The following is a 23,291-nucleotide window of genomic DNA, read 5'->3' on the forward strand; positions in this document are numbered from 1 at the left end:
ATGTCTGGCGGTAATAGCGCGGTGGTCCCACCTGACCCCATGCCGAACTCAGAAGTGAAACGCCGTAGTGCCGATGGTAGTGTGGGTATTACCCATGTGAGAGTAGGGTGCCGCCAGACTTTTAAATATACGAGCCCAGCAGCGATGCTGGGCTTTTTTGCATTCTAAGAATAGTTAAAAATTCTTCTGAGGGTGAGATGAGTTCATTAATCGCTTTTAATAAACCGTTTAATGTTGTGACACAATTTTCTACACATGAAAAATATCAAACATTAAAAGATTATATAGCTTTACCTGGTTTTTACCCTGCTGGTCGTTTAGACACCGATAGTGAAGGTTTATTGCTGCTTACTAATGACGGTAAACTACAAGCAAAAATTAGCTCACCAAAATTTAAATTACCTAAAACTTATTGGGTGCAGGTAGAAGGATTAATAAATCGACAAGCCATAGATAAATTAACTAGTGGTGTGCAATTGAAAGAGTTTTATACTGCTCCAGCAATCGTGACATCACTTGCAGAGCCGACTAATTTATGGCAACGAATACCCCCTATTAGAGAACGCAAAACTATTCCTACTTCATGGATAAGTATTACCATAACAGAAGGAAAAAATCGACAGGTTAGAAGAATGTGTGCTGCGGTTGGATTCCCTTGTTTACGCTTAATTCGTGTTCAGATTGGCAAATATAATTTATTCACTCATCAGTTACCTTTAGGCGAATGGCGATCGGTTGCTACTGGTGATCTTTATCTCCGCTAACTACATTTAACAGACAATTCTAAAAGAATTATATTTTTTGAAAGATCAAAAGGATCAATTATATGATTCTCTTTGATCGAATCCTTTGGGCTTTATTGTAAAATAAGATAAAATGATCATTAATATTGATCGTAGGATAGATTATTTATGGTTGAACAAAAGAAAGAAGGTTTTTTTTCTCGTTTAAAGAAAGGTCTTTTTAAAACTAAACAAAATATTGGATCTGGTTTTCTAAGCTTATTTAAAGGCAAAAAGATCGATGATGAGTTGTTTGAAGAATTAGAAGAACAGTTGATCATTGCTGATGTCGGTTTCGATACCACACAAAGATTGATTAGCTCGTTAACACAACAAGCGTCAAGAAAAGAATTAAAAGATGCGGATGCATTACATGATCTATTAAAAAATGAAATGAAATCTATTTTAGATGGTGCTCAGCAACCACTTAATATAGAAAGTCATAAACCTTTTGTTATCTTAATGGTTGGTGTCAATGGTGTTGGGAAAACGACAACCATTGGTAAATTAGCCCGTCAATTTCAACAACAAGGCAAATCAGTGATGCTTGCCGCTGGCGATACCTTTCGTGCTGCCGCGGTTGAACAATTGCAAGTCTGGGGTGAACGTAATAACATCCCTGTCATTGCTCAGCATATTAATGCTGACTCAGCATCGGTAATCTTCGATGCTATTCAGGCTGCAAAAGCAAAAAATATCGATGTTTTAATTGCCGATACTGCTGGTCGTTTGCAAAATAAATCTCATTTAATGGACGAATTGAAAAAAATAGTCAGAGTAATTAAAAAGCAAGATGAAACAGCACCGCATGAAATTATGTTAACTATAGATGCTGGGACAGGACAAAATGCAATTAGTCAAACAAAGCTGTTTAATGAAGCGGTTGGCGTAACAGGGATGACATTAACCAAGTTAGATGGTACCGCAAAAGGTGGCATTATATTTAGCATAGCTGATCAATTTAATATTCCGATCCGCTATATCGGCGTAGGTGAAAAAATTGAAGATTTAAGACCTTTTGTTGCTGATGATTTTATTAATGCCCTATTTGACGAAACGGAAGAATAGAGATAACTCATGATCCAATTTCAACGTGTTAGTAAAGTTTATTCGGGTGGTAAACCAGCTTTACAAAATATAACATTTACTTTAGCGCAAGGAGAAATGGCCTTTTTAACCGGTCACTCCGGCGCGGGTAAAAGTACATTAATGCGTTTGATTTGTGGATTAGAAAAAGCTAATGACGGCAAGGTATTACTGAATGGTGTTGATGTTTCCAGTTTGAAAAAAAATCAAATGCCTTTTCTGCGTCGTACCATTGGTATGATTTTCCAAGATCATCAACTATTACTCGATCATACTGTTTATGATAATGTTGCTTTTCCATTAATTATCTTAGGTAAACCTGTTGAAGAAATTAAAAGACGAGTTTCTGCGGCATTAGATAAAGTTGGTTTGATTGATAAAATGAAATTTTACCCAATACAGCTATCTGGCGGTGAACAGCAACGAGTGGGGATAGCTCGAGCAATCGTCAATCGACCTACGGTTTTACTTGCTGATGAACCAACTGGTAATTTAGATGACAAACTCTCAAAAGATATTTTGAAATTATTTGAAGAGTTTAATCAAGCCGGTGTAACTGTGTTAATGGCAACCCATAACATGGGGTTGATACGTCGAAAACATCATCGAATACTAAATTTGAATCAAGGACGTTTAGAGGTTAAAAGTTGATGATAAATGCGAAGGTTAAACCATCTAAACAAAAAAACAAAACCAACAACAATAGCTTTTTGGGCCGCTGGCAAAGGCAGATCAGCTACGCATGGCATAATGTGTTTAACTATTTTTATCAAAATATATTTGCTTCTTTGCTGACAATTTTGGTTATTGCTATATCAATTACTTTGCCGACTATAGGCTATTTATTATTGAAGAACGCCAATCAAGCGGCGGAACAGTGGTATCCGACGCCCAATTTAACAGTTTATATTAATAAAACTTTAAATTCGGAACAAACTAATGATTTAATTGATAAATTTAAGGCTATTGCTGAAGTTGAAAATGTAACTTATCTTTCTCGCGAAAATACACGAGAAGAGTTTAAAACTTGGTCTGGATTTGATGATGCTCTAGACCTACTCGATGAAAATCCATTACCAGCAGTTGCTATTGTTTTTCCAATAGAAGAAGCCAAATCTACCGATAAATTACATGATCTGCAAACACAGTTAAAAACAATAGCGGGTGTTGATGATGTGCAACTTGATGATAGCTGGTTTACTCGATTAACCGCATTGACCAATATGGTAAAATCGATAGTGTGGACAATATCAATTTTTATGGTTATTGCCGTATCATTGGTTATTGGTAATAGTATTCGGTTAAATATATTTGCCCGTAGGCAAACAATTATTGTTATGCAATTGATTGGTGCGACTGAAGGCTTTATTTTACGACCATTTTTATATAATGGTATTTTTACTGGATTGATTAGTGCGCTTTTGGCATTGATTCTATCGAAAGTATTTATTCTTCAAATAGATTCAACCATGTTGCATGTATCAGATGTTTTTGGAACAATGATTAATATAAATGGACTTTCATGGGAAGAAAGTTTGTTAATTGTTTTATTTTCGATCATTATTGGCTGGTTTTCAGCATTTATTGCCACTAAAAAGTATTTGAATAAAACGGTAATAGCTTCATAATTGTAGATTAATTATTTACGATTTTTATAAGCAGCTTCACTGCAAATATAATGATAAAAATGTGAACTAAATCACATTTTGGTGGTCTAAGTTTATAGAAAGATTTTAAATTGTTACTAATGTAAAATGTAGCAAAATTAGTTTAATTTAAGGGGGAATTAAATGAGTACTGATTTAAAAATGCAAGCAGGTGCTTTAATCCCACAAGGAAATATTGAATCATATCTTCGTATGATAAATACTTATCCGATGCTAACTGCAGAGGAAGAGAAGTCTTTAGGTGAACGCCTTTATTATCATGATGATGTGGATGCCGCAAGACAATTGATTTTGTCTCATTTGCGTTTTGTTGCGCATATTGCGCGTGGTTATTCTGGTTATGGTCTACCACAAGCCGATTTGATTCAAGAAGGTAATATTGGTTTAATGAAAGCCGTACGTCGTTTCAATCCTGAAATGGGTGTACGTTTAGTATCATTTGCAGTACATTGGATAAAAGCTGAAATTCATGAATATGTACTAAAAAATTGGCGTATTGTTAAAGTTGCTACAACCAAAGCACAAAGAAAATTATTCTTTAATTTAAGAAAGAATAAACAACGTTTAGGTTGGTTTAATAGCGCTGAAGTCGATATGGTTGCTGATGAACTAGGTGTAAGTCGTAAAGACGTCTTAGAGATGGAATCACGTATGTCAGCGCAAGATATGTCATTTGATATTGATAATGATGACGATGATAATTCAATTGTCGCACCAGCGCTTTATTTAGAAGATGGTAATTCTGATTTTTCAAAATCAATCGAAAACGATAATTGGGAAAATGAGGCAACTGACAAGTTACATGATGCCTTGTCTCAATTAGACGAACGTAGCCAAGATATTATCAAAGCACGGTGGTTAGATGCCGATGACAGTAAATCAACATTGCAAGTGTTGGCCGATAAATATAGCGTTTCTGCTGAACGTATTCGTCAACTTGAAAAAAATGCCATGAAAAAATTACGTGTAGCGATTGAAGCATAATTGCTTTTATTAATAACATATAAGCCCTACTTTAGTTAAAGTGGGGCTTTTTTATATGCTGAATTTAAATTAGTTTATAAATAAGTTAAGAATTAAAATAACTAGTTGAATAAAATAGTTATATTTAAACTCTTTTTATACACTATAATTTAAGATTAAATAGATAATCACCAAGAAGTTAGCTTTTATAAGAGGGATAAAAATGTTAAATAATTTGCTGAGAGTTATTTTACTTAGTCTAATTGCTGTTAGTTTAGTTGCTTGTAATGATAATGCTAAAAATACACCTTCTGATGTATCCATTAATACTGGTGTTATTGAATGTGATCGCTATCTAAAATTAGTTCACGAATTACAATTATCATCTAAACTCCCAGCTGATCCTGAAGAATCATTGGAAAATACTATAAATCATTTCAAACAATTGATAGAAAAAAATCCCGAATCAACTAAGAGAGAGTGTAATTCTGCCTATACTGCTTTGCGATCAATGAATCGCTAACCATGCAGCTTCTTGAGCATGTAATAGGGCTGTATCAAAGAAAGGAATGGCGTAATCTTGTTGGGATATTAATAAACCAATTTCAGTACAGCCTAAAATTACCCCTTCAGCGCCTTGCTTAACGAGTTTATCTATAATATTGAGATAAGCTTGTTTAGATTCTGGTTTAATTTGCCCAAGACAAAGTTCATCATAAATAATATCGTTGATGATGATTCTATCTTGTTCATCAGGAATTAAAACATTTAAACCTTTTTCAATTAGTTTTGATTTGTAAAAGTCTTGCTCCATGGTGTATTTGGTACCAAGTAATGCAACTGATTTTATTTTATCTTTAATCAAATGTTTGGCGGTCACGTCAGCAATATGAATGATAGGAATTGTAATTGCTTTTTGAATTTGGTCTGCAACCTTATGCATCGTATTAGTACAAATAATAACAAAGTCAGCACCGGCTAATTCTAATCTTTTAGCTGCATCAGTTAAAATAATTGCGCTTTTATCCCATTCATTATTTGCTTGGCAGCTTTCTATTTCTTGAAAATCGACACTATATAACAGAGTTTTAGCTGAATGTAATCCACCAAGGGATTTGCCAATAAATTGATTAATTACTTGATAATAAGTAACGGTACTTTCCCAACTCATGCCACCAATTAATCCAATTGTTTTCATTTCTAATACTCCATAATATTGTCTCGTTACTAGTAATAATTGATTATTAATTATAATTATTAGTATGTAAAGATAGTGAATTAGAATAAAATATCATTAACTATCAAAATATTGTTGCGAATAAGTTATAAAAAACGCATTGTAGCCGTTGGTTGATAAATGGATAATCACTATCAATGAAAAAATATAAAAAGTATTTTGCATTTCTCTCATTTGGATTGCTAATGTTATCATTTTCATGTTTGGCTGAACCCAAAGTGATCCATGTGCTGGTGGCATTATGTGATAATAAATATCAGGCTATCGCTCCAGTACCCGCAGCAATTGGTAATGGCCAAGATCCGAAAAATAATCTTTATTGGGGCGCTGCTTTTGGTTTTAAAACGTATTTTGCTAAACAAAAAGAGTGGCAAGTTATTCAAGTTAATAAACCTAATAATGGCAAGATATTAGAGGAGATAATTTATAAACATCAAAGCAAGGATGTCTACCTTATTGCTCAGGCATATGATGGTAAATATATCAATGATACAGTAGATGATTTTATTAGTTACTCAGCAGGAAAACAGTCAGCGTCATTTTTAATCAATAAAACCAAAATTGAGGCTGGAGCTAAAGCCAATTTAGTGGTTTATGTTGGTCATGATGCATTAATGGAGTGGTCATGGCGTAATTATTTACCCGATAGTTGGCGTTGGTATACCTTGTCAAAAGCAGAACAAGAAAAACAAAAATCACGCTATGCAGCCGTATTTGCTTGTAAAAGTCAGAAATATTTTACTCCGCCATTATCTCGATTAGGTATTACTCCTCTTATTTTAACTTTGCACCGTATGGCTCCTGAAGCTTATAGTATTCATGCTATGATTAGTAGTTGGTTGAATGGTGAAGCAAAAGATGAAACAAGGCTTAAAGTAGCAACGGCTTATAGCCAATATCAAAAGTTAAGCAAACCCGCTTTACATATATTTACCACAGAATATAGTCAATAATGATGTTTAATTATAGTAGATGATTTAACTTATTAATAAAAGGCAAACAAATATGTTGCAAACACCTAAAATAGTCATTTTAACAGGTGCCGGTATCTCTGCTGAATCTGGCTTATCAACTTTTCGCGCCCAAAATGGATTGTGGGAAGGTCATAATGTGGATGATGTTGCCACCTACCAAGGTTATTTGCGTGATCCGATTGCTGTACATAATTTTTATAATATGCTACGCAATAAGTTACAAAATCCTGAGGTGAAACCCAATGCGGCTCATTTTGCCTTAGCACAATTAGAACAGAAATTAGGCACGGATAATGTACTAATTGTTACACAAAATGTGGATAACCTTCATGAAAAAGCCGGTTCCAAAAATATCATCCACATGCATGGTGAATTATTAAAAGTGCGTAATGAAAAAACAGGGCAAGTTTTTGCTTGTTATGATGATGTAATTTATCAAGATAACCACTTAATTCGTCCACACATTGTTTGGTTCGGTGAAATGCCACTACAAATGGATGAAATCTATGATGCGCTGTCGAAAGCTGATTATTTTATTTCAATTGGTACTTCAGGAAATGTTTATCCAGCCGCTGGTTTTGTGCAAATGGCTAATCAATTTGGCGTTAAAACGGTAGAACTTAACTTAGAACCTAGTTTAGGTGAAAACTTATTTAAGACTAAAATTTACGGTCCGGCCAGTCAAGTAGTACCTGAATATATTAAAAATTTTATGTAAGGAAATATATTAGTTAAGCTGTTTTAGATAACTTTTACCACCTAAATTACTCATTTGCCCGCGGATCCATTCGGCCTTTTTTTGTATCTTATCATCAGGATTGGCCGGACTCCATTTTCTTGGATTTGGTAGTGTAGCCGCTAATAAACTAGCTTGATACGGTGTTAATTGACTAGCACTGACGTTAAAATAGTGTCGAGAAGCAGCTTCAATACCAAAAATACCTTCACCCCATTCCACACTATTTAAATAAATTTCGAGTGTACGTTGTTTTGACCAGATAAGCTCAATCCAAACGGTAAACCATGATTCAATACCTTTACGGATCCAACTTCGCGATGGCCATAGAAAAATATTTTTTGCTACTTGCTGCGTTATGGTACTAGCACCACGGATTTTTCTATTTTTTTGATTATAAATTAGTGCCCGATTAATGGCTTTAAAATCAAAACCCCAATGATCGGCAAAATTTTGATCTTCGGCGGCAATAACTGCAATTTTAATATTATCTGAAATCTGATCCCAATCTTTCCAGGTGCGTTGCTGAGTGATATTCCAATGAGCGATTTTTCTTTCAACCATTAACATCGAACCAAACGGATTAACCCAGCGCATTAATAAAATAATAAAAACCGAAACTAGCATAAATCCAATCACGATTTTTGTTATTATGCTTAACGTTTTCCTTAATGTGAGTTTCATATTAGTCCAGATACCACTAATTAAAAATGGTTGAGTAAACAGTATTCTAATACAAAAGTCGTTAAGTAAGATAGGTTATATTAACCGTTAAATAAATAATTATTTATAAAGTTAACTATTTGTTCTGGCTCATTAATATCTAATACAGGTACAGATGTATTTAATTGCTCATCACTGGCAACGGCGATGGTAAAATCATCAATAAATAGTGGTTTCGCGATTGTATTACGATGGCACATGATTTTGGGAATTTGCTCATCTTTGAATCCTTCAACTAATATGATATCAACATCGCTAAAATGGTTAATAAGTGTTTTTAAGTCAACGGGGTTATTGGGTGTTTCCTCAATCAATGCATAACGTTTATCACAAGCAATAATCGTTTGCTGCGCCCCAGCTTTGCGTAGCTCATAGCTATCTTTACCTGGGATATCTAATTCAATATCATGATGGGCATGTTTTAATGAACCTACCTTAATATTTTGTGAAACCATTAACTGAATAATCTTTTTTAGCAATGTGGTTTTACCACACCCACTATATCCAGATATGCCAATAATTTTTTTACTATTCATAGACTCTTGCCACTAACATGTTATATTTAAAAGTAGATATTACATTATTTTATACAAGATTAAAGGCAATGGTATGTATGATTTTTTAAATGATTATAATCAAACAGTGCACCCTGATTTATTAAAAGAATTTATCGATATTAATAATAAAAAGTTGAGTGGTTATGGTTTAGATGATTGTTGTAATGATGCCATCAATCACATAAGAGAAATATTAAAATCACCGAATGCTGATATCCATTTTATGGCCGGTGGAACCATGACCAATTTGACGGTAATTTCGCATATTTTAAAACCTTATCAAGCGGTGATCGCTGCTGAAACAGGGCATATCAATGTGCATGAAACTGGCGCAATTGAGGCAACCGGGCATAAAGTGGTGACGGTTAAAACCAAAGATGGAAAATTAACGCCAGAATTAATCAAACCAGTGTTAGATTATCATTGTGATGAACATATGGTACAACCAAAACTGGTGTATATTTCTAATACCACCGAATTAGGGACTATATATAGCAAGCAAGAGTTACAAAATCTGTATCAATTTTGTCAAAAAAATCATCTTTACCTTTATTTAGATGGTGCGCGTTTAGCAATGGCATTGGCTGCTAAAGATAATGACATTACTTTTCCTGACTTAGCCCAATATACCGATGCATTTTATATTGGTGGTACCAAAGTTGGTGCTTTTGCCGGTGAAGCGTTAGTATTTAATAATCATAACATTAATCATGACTTCCGCTTTAATATGAAACAGAAAGGGGCAATTTTAGCGAAAAGTTGGATTATAGCCATACAATTTAAAGCATTGATGCAAAATAACCTCTATCTTTCCTTAGGTAAACATAGTAATAGTATGGCTGAAAAACTCACAACCCTATTTGAAAAAGCTGGATTTACTTTTGCTGCTAAACCACAAACTAACCAACTATTTGTTCTGTTACCTAATCAATTAGCGCAAAAAATTCTTTCTGTTTATGAAGTGGATAATTTAGGCCAAAGTGATCCAGAACATATTTGCTTACGTTTTTGTACCTCATGGTCAACTCAAGAAGTTGAAATAGAAAACTTTGCTAATCAGTTAGCTAAGCTGCTTAAAAACGAATAGGGCGCTTTTTTATCGGTAAGTTTAGCTTTGTTGTTATCTAAATTGAGAAATAAAAACATCTAAGGAAAGGGGATTTGAAGCTGTTAAATAGCTAAAAATCCCTTTTTTGTTATGCTGTGATTTAATATAAATAGATTGAAAATTCAACAGAATAGAAAATGTGTTTAGATGTGAACTAAGTTTGTGATCAGCAAATCAACTAATTGTATTAAAAATACTAATGAACAATAATATGGAACTAAACAAAATATTAATTTTGAGGAAAGGGGTTTTTTATAGTTTAAAATTACCGATTGGTTACTTGATATAGTTGTTTGAATGATTTAGTTATTTGCTTTGATCATAAAATTGGCGTTTTCCAGCATATCTAATGTATTAATATTGGTAAAACTGACTGGATTGTCGCTAAAATCTACGGCAATGGCATTAATCTGTTGTAAAAATAACATCAGTTTGCGATCGCCTTCTTCTAAATATTTTTTTAATTGTGGGGCGATGGATTTATTAATTAATAAAATGGTTGGGTGGTCATTTTTGCCATCAAAAGGATAGATAGCTTGATGGGTTGTAGTGAGTTTTGCTAAACGAGTGATGAGATCATCGGGTAAAAAAGGGGTATCACAACTAACAAATAAATTCCAAGTAGTGGGACTGCGTAATAAGCCACTATAAATTCCGGCAAGAGGTCCTAGAAATCCCTGCAAATCATCACAAAATACTGGATAACCAAGCGAACGATATTGCTCAACATGACGGTTACAATTAATCATTAGCAAATCGACTTGTGGCTTAATTCGATCAATGACATATTGGTAAAGAGGTTTACCAGCTAATAACATCAAGCCTTTATCCTTACCATTCATACGGTTACTTTGGCCACCAGCTAAAATAATGCCAGTAATTGGCGGTTTTTCCATAAATTCTTTCTCTTTTACATTGCTAAAAAACAAAATAGCATTACTATATAGCAAAGTTATTTTTTAGTCGCAAATAACATATATCACTAGTTTATGAATCTTTGTAAATGCACTATTTAAATTTAAAGTCGAGTATATAATAGATACTTTTTAATATATAGATAGTAACGAAGAAGATTAACATAAAGGTTTATATCATCGTCTTCAACTTAGTTGAATATTAAATAAGGTATTTATTATGAAATGTCATCGTATTGATGAGTTAATAGAATTATTACAACCAGCTTGGGAAAACGATTCAGATCTTAATTTATTGCAACTTTTAGATAAATTAGGAAAGGAAGCTGGTTTTGATGGTGATCTTAAAGATCTTAGTGATGAAGTTTTAATTTATCATTTAAAAATGCGTAATTCAGATAAAAACGAAGCTATACCTGGATTAAAAAAAGATTATGAAGATGATTTTAAAACCGCATTATTAAAGGCACGCGGAATTATTGAAGAATAAGGAGAATCAATTAAATGAAAAAAACGCTTATTGCAATTGGAGTATTACTAACCTCTATGACCAGTTTTGCTGATGAAGCACCAGCAACTAGTAAAAATGATACTCAGCCAGCTACGGCAAGTGCTGCTACACAGCCAGCACCGATTGAAAGTGGCAAACAATATGGTGTTTTGCCATTTCAGCCATCTCCGGATAAAGAAGTTGTTGAATTCTTTTCATTCAATTGCCCTAGCTGTTTCAAGTTTGAAAGTGAATATCATACGCCAGAAATGATTGCTAAGGCTTTGCCTAAAGATGCAAAATTTAGACGTTACCATTTGGAAAACTTTGGTCCTTTAGCTAAAGAGCTTGCTGAGGCATGGGCTATTGCTAATGTTTTAGGTATTGAAGATAAAGCCTCTGATGCGCTATATAAAGCAGTGCAAACCGATCGTAGTATAAAAACTGTCGATGATATTAAAGCTGTTTTTGCCAGTTTAGGTGTTGATGCTGAAAAGTTTGAGAAAACCCAAAAAAGTTTTTTAGTTAAAGCTTTTATGGCACAACAAACTGATTCAATTAAACAATTAAGCCCAGAATCAATTCCAATGGTAGTGGTTAATCGCAAGTTTTTTGTCAACTCACGTGGTCTTAATGCCAGTAATAGTACTGATTATATCAAAGACTATGCAAGAGTAACTGCTTATTTAGTTGATTTAGATCCGAATGTAGACGTAGAAAAAGATAAGGCTGAAAGTCAAGAGCAAGCCAAATAATTATCACTTAATGTTTTTACGGTTTTCTAAAAATATCAAAATCCCTTTGTTGGTATTACGACAAAGGGATTTTATTTTAGCAAAAAGTTTCTATTCTCTTTCTAACGCATAAATTGGATCAAGTTTTGCAGCTCGTTTTGCCGGAACATAGCCAAAAATAATACCTATCATGGTTGAGCAACTAAACGCTGCGATAATCGAAATGATAGAAAAACTCATGGCAAATGAGGTAACAAAATAATTAAAAACAAAACCGATAATAAATGATAGAACGATACCTAATGTTCCACCAATTAAACACACTAACACAGCTTCAATTAGGAATTGTTGCAAAATATCACTAGAACGTGCCCCAACTGCCATACGGACACCAATTTCCCGAGTTCTTTCGGTTACAGATACCAGCATAATATTCATTACTCCAATACCACCAACAATCAAAGAAATTAATGCGATAGTGGAGATCAGCAAAGTTAATACCCAAGCAGAAGAATTAACGGTTTCTCTTACACTGTCTGAATTAAAGATAAAGAAATCTTTACTACCATGACGCTGCAACATAATTTTATTAATCGCTTGCTCGGCAATATTTAAATCTACATTATCATTTATTCGAACAGTAATACTTTTTAATGATGTTTGCCCAACCATACGATTAATTACCGTCGTGTAAGGTAACCATATATTAAGGCTTTCATTATTACCAAATCCTTGTTGTTGTTTGGTCGCAACCCCAATGATTCTAACCGGTAATTGGCCAACCATTAGAATTTTACCTATTGGCTCTTGATCGCTAAATAATCTTTTAACGGTATTTTCATCAATTACCGCCTCTTGTGCAGAAGTGCTGACCGCTGTTTCATCGAAGGCAATACCTTTACTGATTGTATAGCCACGTACAGCAAAAAATTGCTCGCCGACACCATTAACTGTCCCAGTAACCGCTAAATTATCAATACGGAAATAGACACTAGTAGAAAGATTTGGAGTGGTACTATGAACAAAACTTTGTTGAGCTAAAAAATCAGCATCCGATGATCGTAGTGTGGTAATTTTATCGGCATTACGATCACCAAAACCACTACCGGCGTAAATTTCTAAAGTACTGGTACCTAATGAATTAATATTGGAAAGTATTTTCTGCTTCGTTCCTTCTCCTAAAGCAACCATAGATACGACAGAAGCAATACCAATGATAATACCCAACATAGTCAAGAAAGTTCGTAATCGTTGCGACAACATAGATAATATTGCCATTTTAAACGCATCGCGAAAACGGTAATATTTAGCTGAAAAATTATCTTGAGTTTTGGTTATTTCGATTTGCTTAACTTGTCGATTATTAGCTTGTTCAGGGCAATAATTAGGATTAATTGAATCGGAAATAATATTGCCATCACTAATTTCAATAATTCTTTCAGCACTTTGGGCAATATTGGGGTCATGAGTAACGATAATGACAGTGTGTCCTTGTTGATGTAACTCACGTAAAATAGCCATGACTTCTAAACCACTTTTACGATCAAGAGCACCTGTTGGTTCATCGGCTAATATAATTTGTCCGCCATTGATTAATGCCCGTCCAATACTTACTCGTTGTTGCTGGCCACCGGATAATTGATTGGGTTTATTATTTATTTTATCGGCAAGGCCTAAACGAGATAAAATGTTGGTGGCACGACTTTGCCGTTGTTCATTGGTCACACCAGCATAAATTGCCGGTATTTCTACATTACCTTGTGCGGTTAAGGCATTTAATAAATGATAACGTTGAAAGATAAAGCCAAAATGTTCACGGCGTAACTCAGCTAATTCATCCGGCGATAATTGACTCGTTGTTCGGCCACCAATTGAATAAATTCCCGCGGTTGGCTTATCAAGACAACCAAGAATATTCATTAACGTCGATTTACCAGAACCAGAGGCCCCTATAATGGCAACCATTTCTCCGGCATTAATGGTTAAGTTGATGCTTTTTAGGACTTGTATCGTAGAATCTCCAGCCGGAAATTCACGAATAATATTCTCAAGTTTTATTAATGGAGTATTATTGTTGGTCATCTTAGAATCTTATCCTTGGTCCTTTGTTATTTGGATTAAATGTTGCACCATTTGCACTACTCACAACGACAACTTCTCCTTCTTTAAGACCTGATTTGATTTCAACATTAATATTATTATTAATCCCTAAATTAACTTCTCGCTCTTCGATACTATTTTGATTATTCAGAACATAAACAATCGCTTTATTTTTACCAGTATTTTTTTGGATAGCTTGCGATGGAATGGCAAGGACATCTTTTGCTTCTGCTAGCACAATATAAACTTGAGCAGTCATAGAAATACGTAAAATATGATCAGGATTATCAACATCTAATAAGCCGTTATAATAAATTGCACTTTTGGTGGTCGATGACGTACTTGAATTTGCTGAGCTTTCAGTATTAATTGAGTCAGGGGCTGGTTCAATTGCCCGCAATGTTAGTCCATCAAAACGTTTGTTTGGTTGTCCCAATATAGTGAAATAAACCGGCATTCCTTTTTTAACACCGATAACATCAGCTTCTGAAATTTGTGCTTCAATAGTCATTTTGTCCAGTTGGGCAACTTTAACAATAGTAGGTGCACTTTGTACCGAGTTTACGGTTTGTCCTTGATCAACTGGAATAGCAACAATAACACCATCAATTGGTGCGCGTATTTTAGTGTAGCCTAAATTGACTTTTGCAGTATCAACTGCAACTTGAGCACTAACAATATCTGCATCAAGGGCAGCAATATCGGCTTTAATTGCATCAAGATCTGCTTTGGCAGAATCTAAATCAGATTGGACGCCAACCCCTTTTTTAACCAACTTTAATTGACGATCATAGGTTAATTGATAATTGACTAATTTTGCTTGCTTCGAGGTTCGTTGGGCTTCTAAGCTGTTAAGAGACGCCTCGGATTGTTTAAGATCATTGCTTTGCTTAAGATCATCAATCTCAGCAATCATATCACCTTGTTTAACCTCATCACCGAGCTCAACATACAATTTTTTAATTTGCCCAGAAACTTGCGCACCAACGCTAACTTGTTTGAAAGCACTTATAGTGCCGTCAGCAAGTACAGTTTTCTCAATATTCGCTTTAGTGACCGTTGAAGTTATATAATTAATATTTGGTTCAGCAGGAAACAAAATTAATTTTGCTATGTACAGCAGAACTAAACCAATAACCGTAATAACGATGGATTTAACTCTTAAGAATTTTGCCAATCTTTTCATCCTTTTATTTCTTTTGTTATTTTTTTGAGCATTGTAACGTATTAATTTAATTTGCGATGATAACTAAAGACAATAAATTGTAATTTTTATGAAAATTAATTGGTTTTGATGTGTTAATAAACACAATTAATAGAGACAATTGAAAATCAATTATAATCATAAAGGCAAACTATAAATAAAATTACAATGAAATATTAATATCGAGTTAAAAAATTATTTTATACCGAACTATATAATCACCTTTACAAATCCTTAAAATTCTTTGCTTGCAGGGTTTAGTTTTGTTATTTATACTTATTCAAAATAACCATATAGTAAAATTAAATATAGATTAAAAAACAACGAAATATATGGATATATAGGAGTATTTTATGTTAAAATACAGTTGTTTAAAGGCCAGCCAGCCAGCCAGCCAGCCAGCCAGCCAGCCAGCCAGCCAGCCAGCCAGCCAGCCAGCCAGCCAGCCAGCCAGCCAGCCAGCCAGCCAATTTAAAACTTATCAATTAAAGGTAGTACTATTCAGTTTAGTCCTTTTCCTTATTCCTAATTATAGTTATGCGCTAACAGCGATGACTTCCCAAAAGATACAAGGTGAATTACCGCATTTAACTTTTAATAATGGTTTAACCAAAGAATATGGTTCAAGCGCATTAGGGTTATTAAGAGTAAAAGTATCTAATGGTACCTCTTATATCCCGAGTGAGCATGAAGCTTATCCAGATGCGGTAGTTGACACCTCAAGTGTTGATGAACCCATAATGTTAGAGGCAACAGATACGTTTGAAAGTATTGAAACCTTTGTTGCATTGCCATCCCAAAATAATAATTATCCGAAAATAGAATTTGACCAGTTAGTAATAGCGCCGTATGCATTTTGGCAGGATGCTGATGGTGATGAGTTAATTCCATTGACAGCAAAGCAGGCTAGTTTAAAAGGTAATCTTACTGTAATTTGGAAAGATGCTTTTGGTCGAGATATTACTAATTCAGTTAAATCTAATCCAAAGCAAGTGTTATCAGGGTGTAATGCTCCTTATGCATTAACTGTCGAGCTCCACAAGGGGGTTGTTCAAACTCAATATGGTGATCCCCGTCAACTCACTATCGATGATAAAAGTCATACTTATTATTTTTATCCTAAAGTGGTCGAACCGAAAGTTTGTTTTGCACAGCCAAATTTAGAATTTGGGGATGGAGTTTATGCTGGTCCAACAGAGCAATGGGATCCTTTAAATGGATTTAAATTGCAAGATATAAATAATCCGGAAAGTAATTTTCCAACTGTAGGTGCAAACAATTTATATTTGAAATTTAAGCTGATAGGTATCACGGCAGAAGAGTTCATAAATATTAATGGATCAACCATGCATTCAGAGGATGGTTCAGGTGTAATTTTGGAACTCACGCCAGAGAATGATCAAATAAAAACGCATGTGGTTAGAGTGACGTTAAAAGGCCCTAGCCGAGCTCAAAATGGAGGTGATGCTTTCAGCCCTTCAACGTTTAATTTTTATGCAGATAAAGGTAAAAGTAATTTACTGTATAACTTTAAAATTGGTCATTGGTATATTGGAGATGTCACTTTTGTTATTTATAGCGATGCCAAAAATATTTGTAATGGAACATTACCAACTGGAACCTATAGGACGCCTTATGTTCGTGAATATACTAATGGCGGTGTTGGTGGTAGTCATTATCAAAGAAAGATAAGTTTTAAGGATAAAAACAATAATATAACTGGTGGATTAACCAGCGAATGGGGAAATCTAAGGTCAAATTATTATTCCGAAGGTGATTTTGTTGGTGGTACCGCTGGTTGGGCGGTAGAAACAAATCCTTCGAGACTTCGATTTAGCGGTGGATTTGCTATAGGAAATTCTTATTATAATTATGATTATTTTAATCCAGGATTTCACCAAGTAGGAACAGGATGTATAACACCATAAGAAATTTTAATTGTTAGGAGTTTTATGCTTATAGAAAAGAAACTTTTATTAACTCGACAACCAAATCGAGCGTGTTTTATAGGAAATGGGTTATTTTGTAACTTATATGAGCAATCTGCTTATATAGTTTGTGAGCTATTAGGTGTAGATCTAAAATTAAGAGTAGAAACGATAAAGAAGTTAAATAATGAAAAACTTATTGTAACGGGATTTCCTAATGCAAAAGTATTGGGAAAATTTCCGGAAGCAATAAAAACACAATGGGGTTATGTATTACAAGATAAATTTGATTTGCAAGGTTTTTCCGCGTGGAAGAGCGAGCTTGAAGCAAGGCTTTAAGCCGTTCAACCACGCGCTCACGACAAATGGTTATAAAATGTACTATCAATGCCTTTATAGCTTTAATCTTAACAATCTTTCAAAGGCTGCGTTATAATGGCGCCAATTTTTTTACTGGTTAAAGATATTATAGCAATGGCATTAAAAATAACCGAAAAGTGTATTAATTGTGATATGTGTGAACCCGAGTGCCCTAATGAGGCTATCTCAATGGGGTTTGATACTTATGAAATTGATCCAAATAAATGTACTGAATGTGTTGGTTATTATGATCATTCGACTTGTCAGAGAGTTTGTCCGATTCAAAATGCGATTATTGCTGATCCAGATTGTGTCGAAAGCCAAGAGCAGTTATTAGAAAAATTTAAGCAACTAACCCATTCTTCTTAGTTAGTTGATTTTACCTCTATGCGTAATTCTTTTGGAATTTCAAAGGTGATATTTTCTGAAATTCCTTCGGTTTCAACCAATGATGTACAACCTAGACTTTTTAGATGATCGATAACTTGCTTAACCAAAATATCTGGCGCTGATGCTCCAGCTGTTACACCGATAGTTCGAGCATTAACTAGCCACTCAAAATTAATATCGGATGCGAAATCAATCAAATAAGCATGTTTACTGTTTCGCCTTGCCAGTTCAGCTAATCGGTTTGAGTTTGACGAGTTTTTCGAACCAACCACTAAAACCACATCGGCTTGAGATGATAGCTGTTTAACCGCCTGTTGCCGATTGGTGGTTGCATAGCAGATATCGTTTTTACGAGGGCTGCGAATATTCGGAAAGCGATTTTTTAAAGCTGAGATTATCTCAGCAGTATCATCAACGGATAACGTTGTTTGGGTTGTAAAACAGAGGTGCTGGTCGTTTTTTACTTGCAAGTTCTGCACATCTTCAATGGATTCAACTAAATAAATACCACCTTCAGGATTGCTATACTGCCCCATAGTACCATCGACCTCAATATGACCCGCGTGACCAATAAGAATAACTTCTTCTCCTCGATAGCTTGCTCTAGCAACTTCCATATGAACTTTGGTAACTAAAGGACATGTTGCATCAAATATCCGTAGTTGACGACGTTTAGCTTCATCTCGAACCGCTTTAGATACGCCATGAGCGGAAAAAATAAGGATACTATCGTCAGGTACTTCATTGATTTCTTCAATAAATATGGCGCCTAACTCTTTAAGACGATTAACTACGTAGCGATTATGAACGACCTCATGGCGCACATAAACCGGTGCGCCAAACAGTTCGATTGCTCGTTCAACGATGGTGATTGCTCGATCTACACCAGCACAAAAACCACGTGGATTAGCGAGGATAATCTGCATGTTAATCCATCTTTTTCGGTTTTACATAATTGCTTAGGATAAAGACTCCAATACCTAAACAAATAGCACAGTCGGCAATATTAAAAGTTGGGTAATGCCAATCACCAAAATTAACATCTAGGAAATCAACAACAAAACCATGATATAGGCGATCGAATAGGTTGCCTAACGCACCACCTAAAATTAATGCTAATGAGAAGTTTTCTAGTTTTTGTTTATGCTTATTGCGATATAGCATATAAACAATTACTGTACTGACAATAAAGGCAATTGCTGCCAGTATCCAGCGTTGGCCTTCAAATATACTGAATGCGGCACCAATATTGCGGACATACGTTATCGAGAAGAAGGGGAGTAGATTTACTGATTCAAAAAGGAAAAAATTCTTCACAATCCAAAATTTACTTGCGATATCTATAACAAAAACCACTACCGCTAATAATAACCAGTAAAGTCCGTTATCTTTTTTCATATAGTCTATGCTCATTATTATAATACCGCCGACAATCGTCGGCGGTAAATGTACTTAGTTAATTGCTATAAGATTATTTTTATAGCTCTTTTCTATTCCTATCACTAACTGTTAGTGGTTAAGCAAAATGTCTTACTTCACCATTGCCATGAATATTTTCTTCACAGCGTTTACATAAGTGAGTGGTAGGATTGTTATCAACAGTATAATGCCAGCAGCGAGGGCATTTATCGCCTTGTGCTTTAGCAAGCTCAATTTTAAGACCTTGAATATCACTTTGTACTGCTTGTTGTGATGCACTGTCTAACGGTTTAACACTTGCTTGTGACGTCAGTAATACAAAACGTAATTCGTTTTCTAATTTCGCAAGTGCCGTAGCAATTTCGCTATTGGCATAAAGTGTAACAGCAGCTTCAAGCGATCCACCAATAACTTTATCATTACGGCCTTGTTCTAAGACCTTATTGACTTCACTACGGATAGTTAAGATCTGAGCCCAATAAGCACTGTTCAATGTTTCGCTTTCCGCTAAGGTAAAGAGAGAGTTATACCATTCATCTTCAAACACAAATTCTGATTTTTCTGTTGCTGGTAGATATTGCCAAATTTCATCTGCAGTAAATGATAAAACAGGTGCAATCCAACGAACCATTGCTTGCGCAATATGATATAACGCCGTTTGACAGCTATGGCGCGCAATACTATCGCTTTTCGCCGTATATTGTCGATCTTTGATAATATCTAAATAGAATGACCCCATCTCAATTGAACAAAATTGCATAATACGTTGTACAACTTTGTGGAAATCATAGTTTTCATAAGCCTGAATGATCTGTTCTTGAGCCTCTTTTGCCACACTGACTGCCCAGCGATCAAGTACTACCATATCTTCTGGTTTAACCATATCTTTAGCTGGATCAAAACCATTTAAGTTAGCCAATAAGAAACGCGCAGTATTACGGATACGACGATAGCTATCAGCTGCACGTTTGATGATTTCATCTGAATAGCTCATTTCACCTGAATAATCGGTTGAAGCAATCCATAATCGTAGAATATCGGCACCTAATTTATTCATTACCTCTTGTGGTGTAACGATATTACCTAGCGATTTAGACATTTTACGACCTTGTCCATCGACCACAAAGCCATGTGTTAATACTTGTTTATACGGTGCTTTGTTATCAATTGCCGTTGATAACATTAACGAAGACATAAACCAACCACGATGTTGATCCGAACCTTCTAAATACATATCCGCTTCATGTCCTTCAAACTCAGGACGTACGCCAACAACTGAGTAGAATGTTGAACCTGAATCAAACCATACATCAAGCGTGTCTGGTACTTTGCGATAATCATCGGCATCGGGACCTAATAGATCTTTAATATCGGCATCCCACCATGCTTGAATACCATTTTGCTCAACTAATTTAGCGACTTTTTCGACTAACTGTAGTGTGTCTGGATGTAACTCTTCAGTCTCTTTGTGTACAAATAACGTCATTGGTACACCCCATGTACGTTGACGTGAAATACACCAATCAGGACGATTTGCCACCATTGTTTCAATTCGAGCTTGACCCCAATCCGGGATCCAACGAACTTGTTTAATCTCTTTTAGCGATTGAGCACGTAAACCTTGTTTATCCATGCTGATAAACCATTGTGGTGTTGCACGATAAATTACCGGTGTTTTATGTCGCCAACAGCATGGGTAACTATGTTCAATATTTTCAAAGTGTAATAGCGCATTGTGTTCTTTTAATAGCTCAATGACTACTTTATTGGCTTTAAAAACGAATAAACCATCTAAACCAGCACCAGTACCCGGTAAATAACAACCATTACCTCCAACCGGATTGGCTACTTCAAGGTCATATTTTTGACCAACAATAAAGTCTTCAGCACCATGACCTGGAGCGGTATGAACAGCACCAGTACCCGCATCAACAGTAACGTGTTCACCAAGTACAATTGGCTCATCAAAATCGAGGAATGGATGTTTGAAACGTAATAATTCAAGCGCATCACCTTGGCAAGAACCTAAGATTTTCCAATCAGTGATATCAGCACGTTTCATGACTGATTCAACTAAATCAGCAGCTAAAATTAAGCACTCTTTATCGTTGATTTGGACTAATTGATATTCTACCGTTGCATTAAGCGCAATTCCTCGGCTAGCAGGTAATGTCCATGGTGTGGTGGTCCAGATAACCGCATAAATAGTTAAATCAGTATTAATCCCGAATTTGTTTGCTACTGCTTGATTGTCAGTTGCTTTAAATTTGACATCAATTGCCGGTGATGATTTATCATAATATTCAACTTCGGCTTCCGCTAAGGCTGACATACAGTCGGTACACCAATAAACCGGTTTAGCCCCTTTGACTAAATGACCATTTTCGATCACTCTACCTAAAGCCCGAATAATATTCGCCTCAGTATCATAATTCATTGTACGATATGGATTTTGCCAATCGCCAAGTACACCCATACGAATAAAATCAGCTTTTTGTAGTTCAACTTGTGAAGCCGCATAATCACGACAAATTTGGCGAAATTCAGCTGGTGTCACTTTTACGCCTGGTTTACCAACCTGTTCTTCAACTTTTTGTTCTATCGGTAATCCATGACAATCCCATCCTGGAATATACGGGGAGTCATAACCACTTAAACCTTTAGATTTGATGATAATATCTTTAATTATTTTATTAACGGCATGACCGATATGAAGTTTTCCGTTTGCATAAGGAGGGCCATCATGCAAAATAAAAGATTTTTTGCCTTTTTTTACTTGACGGATTTTGCGATAAAGTTCTTTATCATACCAATTTTGCAACATAGCTGGTTCACGTTTAGCAAGATCGCCTCGCATAGGGAATCCAGTTTCCGGTAAATTCAATGTGTTTTTATAGTCTGTCATGCTGATTTATTCCAGTTATTTTTGTTGATACTACTTTTTAATTGGTTAATTTTGCACTGATCTGTTTCGCAGTGCAAACATCTTGTGAAATTTGTTGTTTTAAATCTGCTAAAGAGTCAAATTTTTTCTCATCGCGTAATTTACAGACAAAGGTAACGTCTAAATATTGTCCATAAATATCACCTGAAAAGTCAAATATATTCACCTCTAAAATTGCTTTTTTACCTTCAATGGTTGGTCTAATACCGATATTGGCAATGCCATGATAATATTGATTGCTACAACAGTTTTTGACTTTGACAAAATAGACCCCTTGTAAAGCAGGTTTTTTTCGATTCAAATGAATATTGGCGGTTGGAAATCCTAATTGTCTTGCTAATGCATTACCATGCACCACTCTACCTTGAATGGCGTAATCACGACCTAAAAGGCAACGAGCTAATTCAAAATCACTATTAAACAGTGCTTCACGAACAGCTGTACTACTGATTCTTAAATTATTCCAAACAAAGGTTGGCATACTTTCAACCAAAAAATGGTTATTTTGAGTATATTGTTGTAACAGATTGATATCGCCTTTGCGGTCACGGCCAAATTGGAAATCATCACCAATAACAATATATTTAGCACTCAATTTCTTAATCAACCAATCTTGAATAAATGCATTAGCTGACATATTGGCAAAGGTTTGGGTAAAGGGAACCGCGATAATATAGTCGATACCGAGTTTTTCAATTAACTGCACTTTTTCTTTAAATGAAGTTAAGCGAGTTGGTGCCTGCTTACTGAAGAATTCTAATGGTTGTGGCTCGAATAACATGACCGCTGTGGGTAAGTTTAATTTTTTACCTTGTTCTATTAAATGATTTATTAATTGTTGGTGTCCTAAGTGCACACCATCAAAGTTGCCCAATGTAACTACACATTGAGTAAATTCATTGTTTAAATTCTCAATACCGCGGATTATCTTCATTAAAGCGTGTTAGTTAATTATTATGTTTTCACTAAAATAGC

General features: G+C 35.0%; 23 protein-coding genes, 1 rRNA gene and 1 pseudogene. 15 read left to right on the forward strand and 10 right to left on the reverse strand.

What is annotated here, in order from left to right; translation table 11 throughout:
• The first annotated feature begins 3 nt into the window (after nucleotides 1-3).
• The 7 genes and pseudogenes from rrf to B6C84_RS00035 all read left to right on the forward strand — a co-directional run bounded on the left by rrf (nucleotide 4) and on the right by B6C84_RS00035 (nucleotide 5,021).
• A 5S ribosomal RNA gene (gene rrf, locus B6C84_RS00005) occupies nucleotides 4-119 on the forward strand.
• 78 nt (nucleotides 120-197) lie between these two features.
• Nucleotides 198-764 carry a pseudouridine synthase gene (locus tag B6C84_RS00010; RefSeq protein WP_086321124.1) on the forward strand — a complete coding sequence of 189 codons (567 nt, stop codon included), beginning with the start codon at nucleotides 198-200 and terminating at the stop codon, nucleotides 762-764.
• Nucleotides 765-926: 162 nt separating this feature from the next.
• Nucleotides 927-1,850: pseudogene (gene ftsY, locus B6C84_RS00015) on the forward strand (signal recognition particle-docking protein FtsY); the annotation flags it as partial.
• A gap of 9 nt (nucleotides 1,851-1,859) precedes the next feature.
• Nucleotides 1,860-2,519, forward strand: a complete 660-nt coding sequence (gene ftsE / locus B6C84_RS00020; RefSeq protein ID WP_065577961.1) for a cell division ATP-binding protein FtsE — start codon at nucleotides 1,860-1,862, stop codon at nucleotides 2,517-2,519.
• The gene (gene ftsX, locus B6C84_RS00025) at nucleotides 2,519-3,496 is read left to right on the forward strand and encodes a permease-like cell division protein FtsX (RefSeq protein WP_086321125.1); all 978 of its coding nucleotides are present in this window, start codon (nucleotides 2,519-2,521) and stop codon (nucleotides 3,494-3,496) included. Before ftsE ends, ftsX begins: the two co-directional genes overlap by 1 nt.
• A 162-nt stretch (nucleotides 3,497-3,658) precedes the next feature.
• Nucleotides 3,659-4,519 carry an RNA polymerase sigma factor RpoH gene (gene rpoH, locus B6C84_RS00030; RefSeq protein ID WP_065577959.1) on the forward strand — a complete coding sequence of 287 codons (861 nt, stop codon included), beginning with the start codon at nucleotides 3,659-3,661 and terminating at the stop codon, nucleotides 4,517-4,519.
• A gap of 202 nt (nucleotides 4,520-4,721) precedes the next feature.
• The gene (locus B6C84_RS00035) at nucleotides 4,722-5,021 is read left to right on the forward strand and encodes a hypothetical protein (protein ID WP_086321126.1); all 300 of its coding nucleotides are present in this window, start codon (nucleotides 4,722-4,724) and stop codon (nucleotides 5,019-5,021) included.
• On the opposite strand, the gene B6C84_RS00040 is transcribed toward B6C84_RS00035, so the two are convergent.
• On the reverse strand, nucleotides 5,007-5,696 hold the full coding sequence (locus B6C84_RS00040) for an aspartate/glutamate racemase family protein (protein ID WP_065577957.1): 690 nt from the start codon (nucleotides 5,694-5,696) through the stop codon (nucleotides 5,007-5,009). The two genes, B6C84_RS00035 and B6C84_RS00040, sit on opposite strands and share 15 nt — an antisense overlap.
• A 224-nt stretch (nucleotides 5,697-5,920) precedes the next feature.
• On the opposite strand from B6C84_RS00040, the gene B6C84_RS00045 reads away from it, so the two are divergent.
• Together B6C84_RS00045 and cobB are read left to right on the forward strand one after the other, a co-directional pair.
• Entirely contained in the window at nucleotides 5,921-6,688 is a 768-nt protein-coding gene (locus tag B6C84_RS00045) for a hypothetical protein (RefSeq protein WP_086321127.1), read from the forward strand.
• Nucleotides 6,689-6,740: 52 nt separating this feature from the next.
• Nucleotides 6,741-7,427: a Sir2 family NAD+-dependent deacetylase gene (gene cobB / locus B6C84_RS00050; protein ID WP_086321128.1), complete on the forward strand. Its 687-nt coding sequence runs from the start codon at nucleotides 6,741-6,743 to the stop codon at nucleotides 7,425-7,427.
• A gap of 9 nt (nucleotides 7,428-7,436) precedes the next feature.
• Here the strand turns inward: cobB and mtgA are convergent, their stop codons facing one another.
• The gene (gene mtgA, locus B6C84_RS00055; protein WP_065614780.1) at nucleotides 7,437-8,129 is read right to left on the reverse strand and encodes a monofunctional biosynthetic peptidoglycan transglycosylase; all 693 of its coding nucleotides are present in this window, start codon (nucleotides 8,127-8,129) and stop codon (nucleotides 7,437-7,439) included.
• A gap of 80 nt (nucleotides 8,130-8,209) precedes the next feature.
• Nucleotides 8,210-8,704, reverse strand: a complete 495-nt coding sequence (gene mobB / locus B6C84_RS00060; RefSeq protein ID WP_065577954.1) for a molybdopterin-guanine dinucleotide biosynthesis protein B — start codon at nucleotides 8,702-8,704, stop codon at nucleotides 8,210-8,212.
• Between the two features lie 73 nt (nucleotides 8,705-8,777).
• Between mobB and B6C84_RS00065 the strand changes: the two genes are divergently transcribed.
• Nucleotides 8,778-9,812, forward strand: a complete 1,035-nt coding sequence (locus tag B6C84_RS00065) for a threonine aldolase family protein (protein ID WP_086321129.1) — start codon at nucleotides 8,778-8,780, stop codon at nucleotides 9,810-9,812.
• A 323-nt stretch (nucleotides 9,813-10,135) separates the two neighbouring features.
• Here B6C84_RS00065 and mobA read toward each other — a convergent pair whose 3' ends face one another.
• Nucleotides 10,136-10,729 (reverse strand): molybdenum cofactor guanylyltransferase MobA, encoded by a 594-nt coding sequence (gene mobA, locus B6C84_RS00070; RefSeq protein WP_065651408.1) that lies wholly within the window; start codon nucleotides 10,727-10,729, stop codon nucleotides 10,136-10,138.
• Between the two features lie 238 nt (nucleotides 10,730-10,967).
• Between mobA and B6C84_RS00075 the strand changes: the two genes are divergently transcribed.
• Nucleotides 10,968-11,237 (forward strand): YihD family protein, encoded by a 270-nt coding sequence (locus B6C84_RS00075; RefSeq protein ID WP_065577951.1) that lies wholly within the window; start codon nucleotides 10,968-10,970, stop codon nucleotides 11,235-11,237.
• Nucleotides 11,238-11,251: 14 nt separating this feature from the next.
• Nucleotides 11,252-11,992 (forward strand): DsbA family protein, encoded by a 741-nt coding sequence (locus B6C84_RS00080; RefSeq protein WP_065577950.1) that lies wholly within the window; start codon nucleotides 11,252-11,254, stop codon nucleotides 11,990-11,992.
• 90 nt (nucleotides 11,993-12,082) lie between these two features.
• Here B6C84_RS00080 and B6C84_RS00085 read toward each other — a convergent pair whose 3' ends face one another.
• Together B6C84_RS00085 and B6C84_RS00090 are read right to left on the reverse strand one after the other, a co-directional pair.
• Complete coding sequence (locus tag B6C84_RS00085) at nucleotides 12,083-14,053, reverse strand: MacB family efflux pump subunit (RefSeq protein WP_086353713.1); 1,971 nt, start codon at nucleotides 14,051-14,053, stop codon at nucleotides 12,083-12,085.
• Between the two features lies 1 nt (nucleotide 14,054).
• Nucleotides 14,055-15,257 carry an efflux RND transporter periplasmic adaptor subunit gene (locus B6C84_RS00090; protein ID WP_086353714.1) on the reverse strand — a complete coding sequence of 401 codons (1,203 nt, stop codon included), beginning with the start codon at nucleotides 15,255-15,257 and terminating at the stop codon, nucleotides 14,055-14,057.
• 371 nt (nucleotides 15,258-15,628) lie between these two features.
• On the opposite strand from B6C84_RS00090, the gene B6C84_RS11640 reads away from it, so the two are divergent.
• The 3 genes from B6C84_RS11640 (at nucleotide 15,629) to B6C84_RS00105 (ending at nucleotide 17,932) form a co-directional block, all read left to right on the forward strand.
• Complete coding sequence (locus B6C84_RS11640; RefSeq protein ID WP_086353715.1) at nucleotides 15,629-17,203, forward strand: PT domain-containing protein; 1,575 nt, start codon at nucleotides 15,629-15,631, stop codon at nucleotides 17,201-17,203.
• A gap of 24 nt (nucleotides 17,204-17,227) precedes the next feature.
• Nucleotides 17,228-17,542, forward strand: coding sequence for a hypothetical protein (locus B6C84_RS00100; RefSeq protein ID WP_086321134.1), 315 nt, complete (start codon nucleotides 17,228-17,230; stop codon nucleotides 17,540-17,542).
• 135 nt (nucleotides 17,543-17,677) lie between these two features.
• Nucleotides 17,678-17,932, forward strand: coding sequence for a YfhL family 4Fe-4S dicluster ferredoxin (locus B6C84_RS00105; RefSeq protein WP_065614797.1), 255 nt, complete (start codon nucleotides 17,678-17,680; stop codon nucleotides 17,930-17,932).
• Here B6C84_RS00105 and ispH read toward each other — a convergent pair.
• From ispH to ribF, 4 genes are all read right to left on the reverse strand, one after another.
• On the reverse strand, nucleotides 17,929-18,879 hold the full coding sequence (ispH, locus tag B6C84_RS00110; RefSeq protein WP_086353716.1) for a 4-hydroxy-3-methylbut-2-enyl diphosphate reductase: 951 nt from the start codon (nucleotides 18,877-18,879) through the stop codon (nucleotides 17,929-17,931). The genes B6C84_RS00105 and ispH overlap by 4 nt on opposite strands.
• A 1-nt stretch (nucleotide 18,880) precedes the next feature.
• A complete protein-coding gene (lspA, locus tag B6C84_RS00115) occupies nucleotides 18,881-19,351 on the reverse strand; it encodes a signal peptidase II (protein ID WP_086353717.1) in 471 nt (156 codons plus the stop codon).
• Nucleotides 19,352-19,469: 118 nt separating this feature from the next.
• A complete protein-coding gene (gene ileS, locus B6C84_RS00120; RefSeq protein WP_086353718.1) occupies nucleotides 19,470-22,277 on the reverse strand; it encodes an isoleucine--tRNA ligase in 2,808 nt (935 codons plus the stop codon).
• Nucleotides 22,278-22,314: 37 nt separating this feature from the next.
• Nucleotides 22,315-23,250, reverse strand: a complete 936-nt coding sequence (ribF, locus tag B6C84_RS00125; protein ID WP_086321137.1) for a bifunctional riboflavin kinase/FAD synthetase — start codon at nucleotides 23,248-23,250, stop codon at nucleotides 22,315-22,317.
• Between the last annotated feature and the right edge of the window lie 41 nt (nucleotides 23,251-23,291).

It is taken from the genome of Gilliamella apis (genome assembly GCF_002142155.1).
GTDB lineage: Bacteria > Pseudomonadota > Gammaproteobacteria > Enterobacterales > Orbaceae > Gilliamella > Gilliamella apis.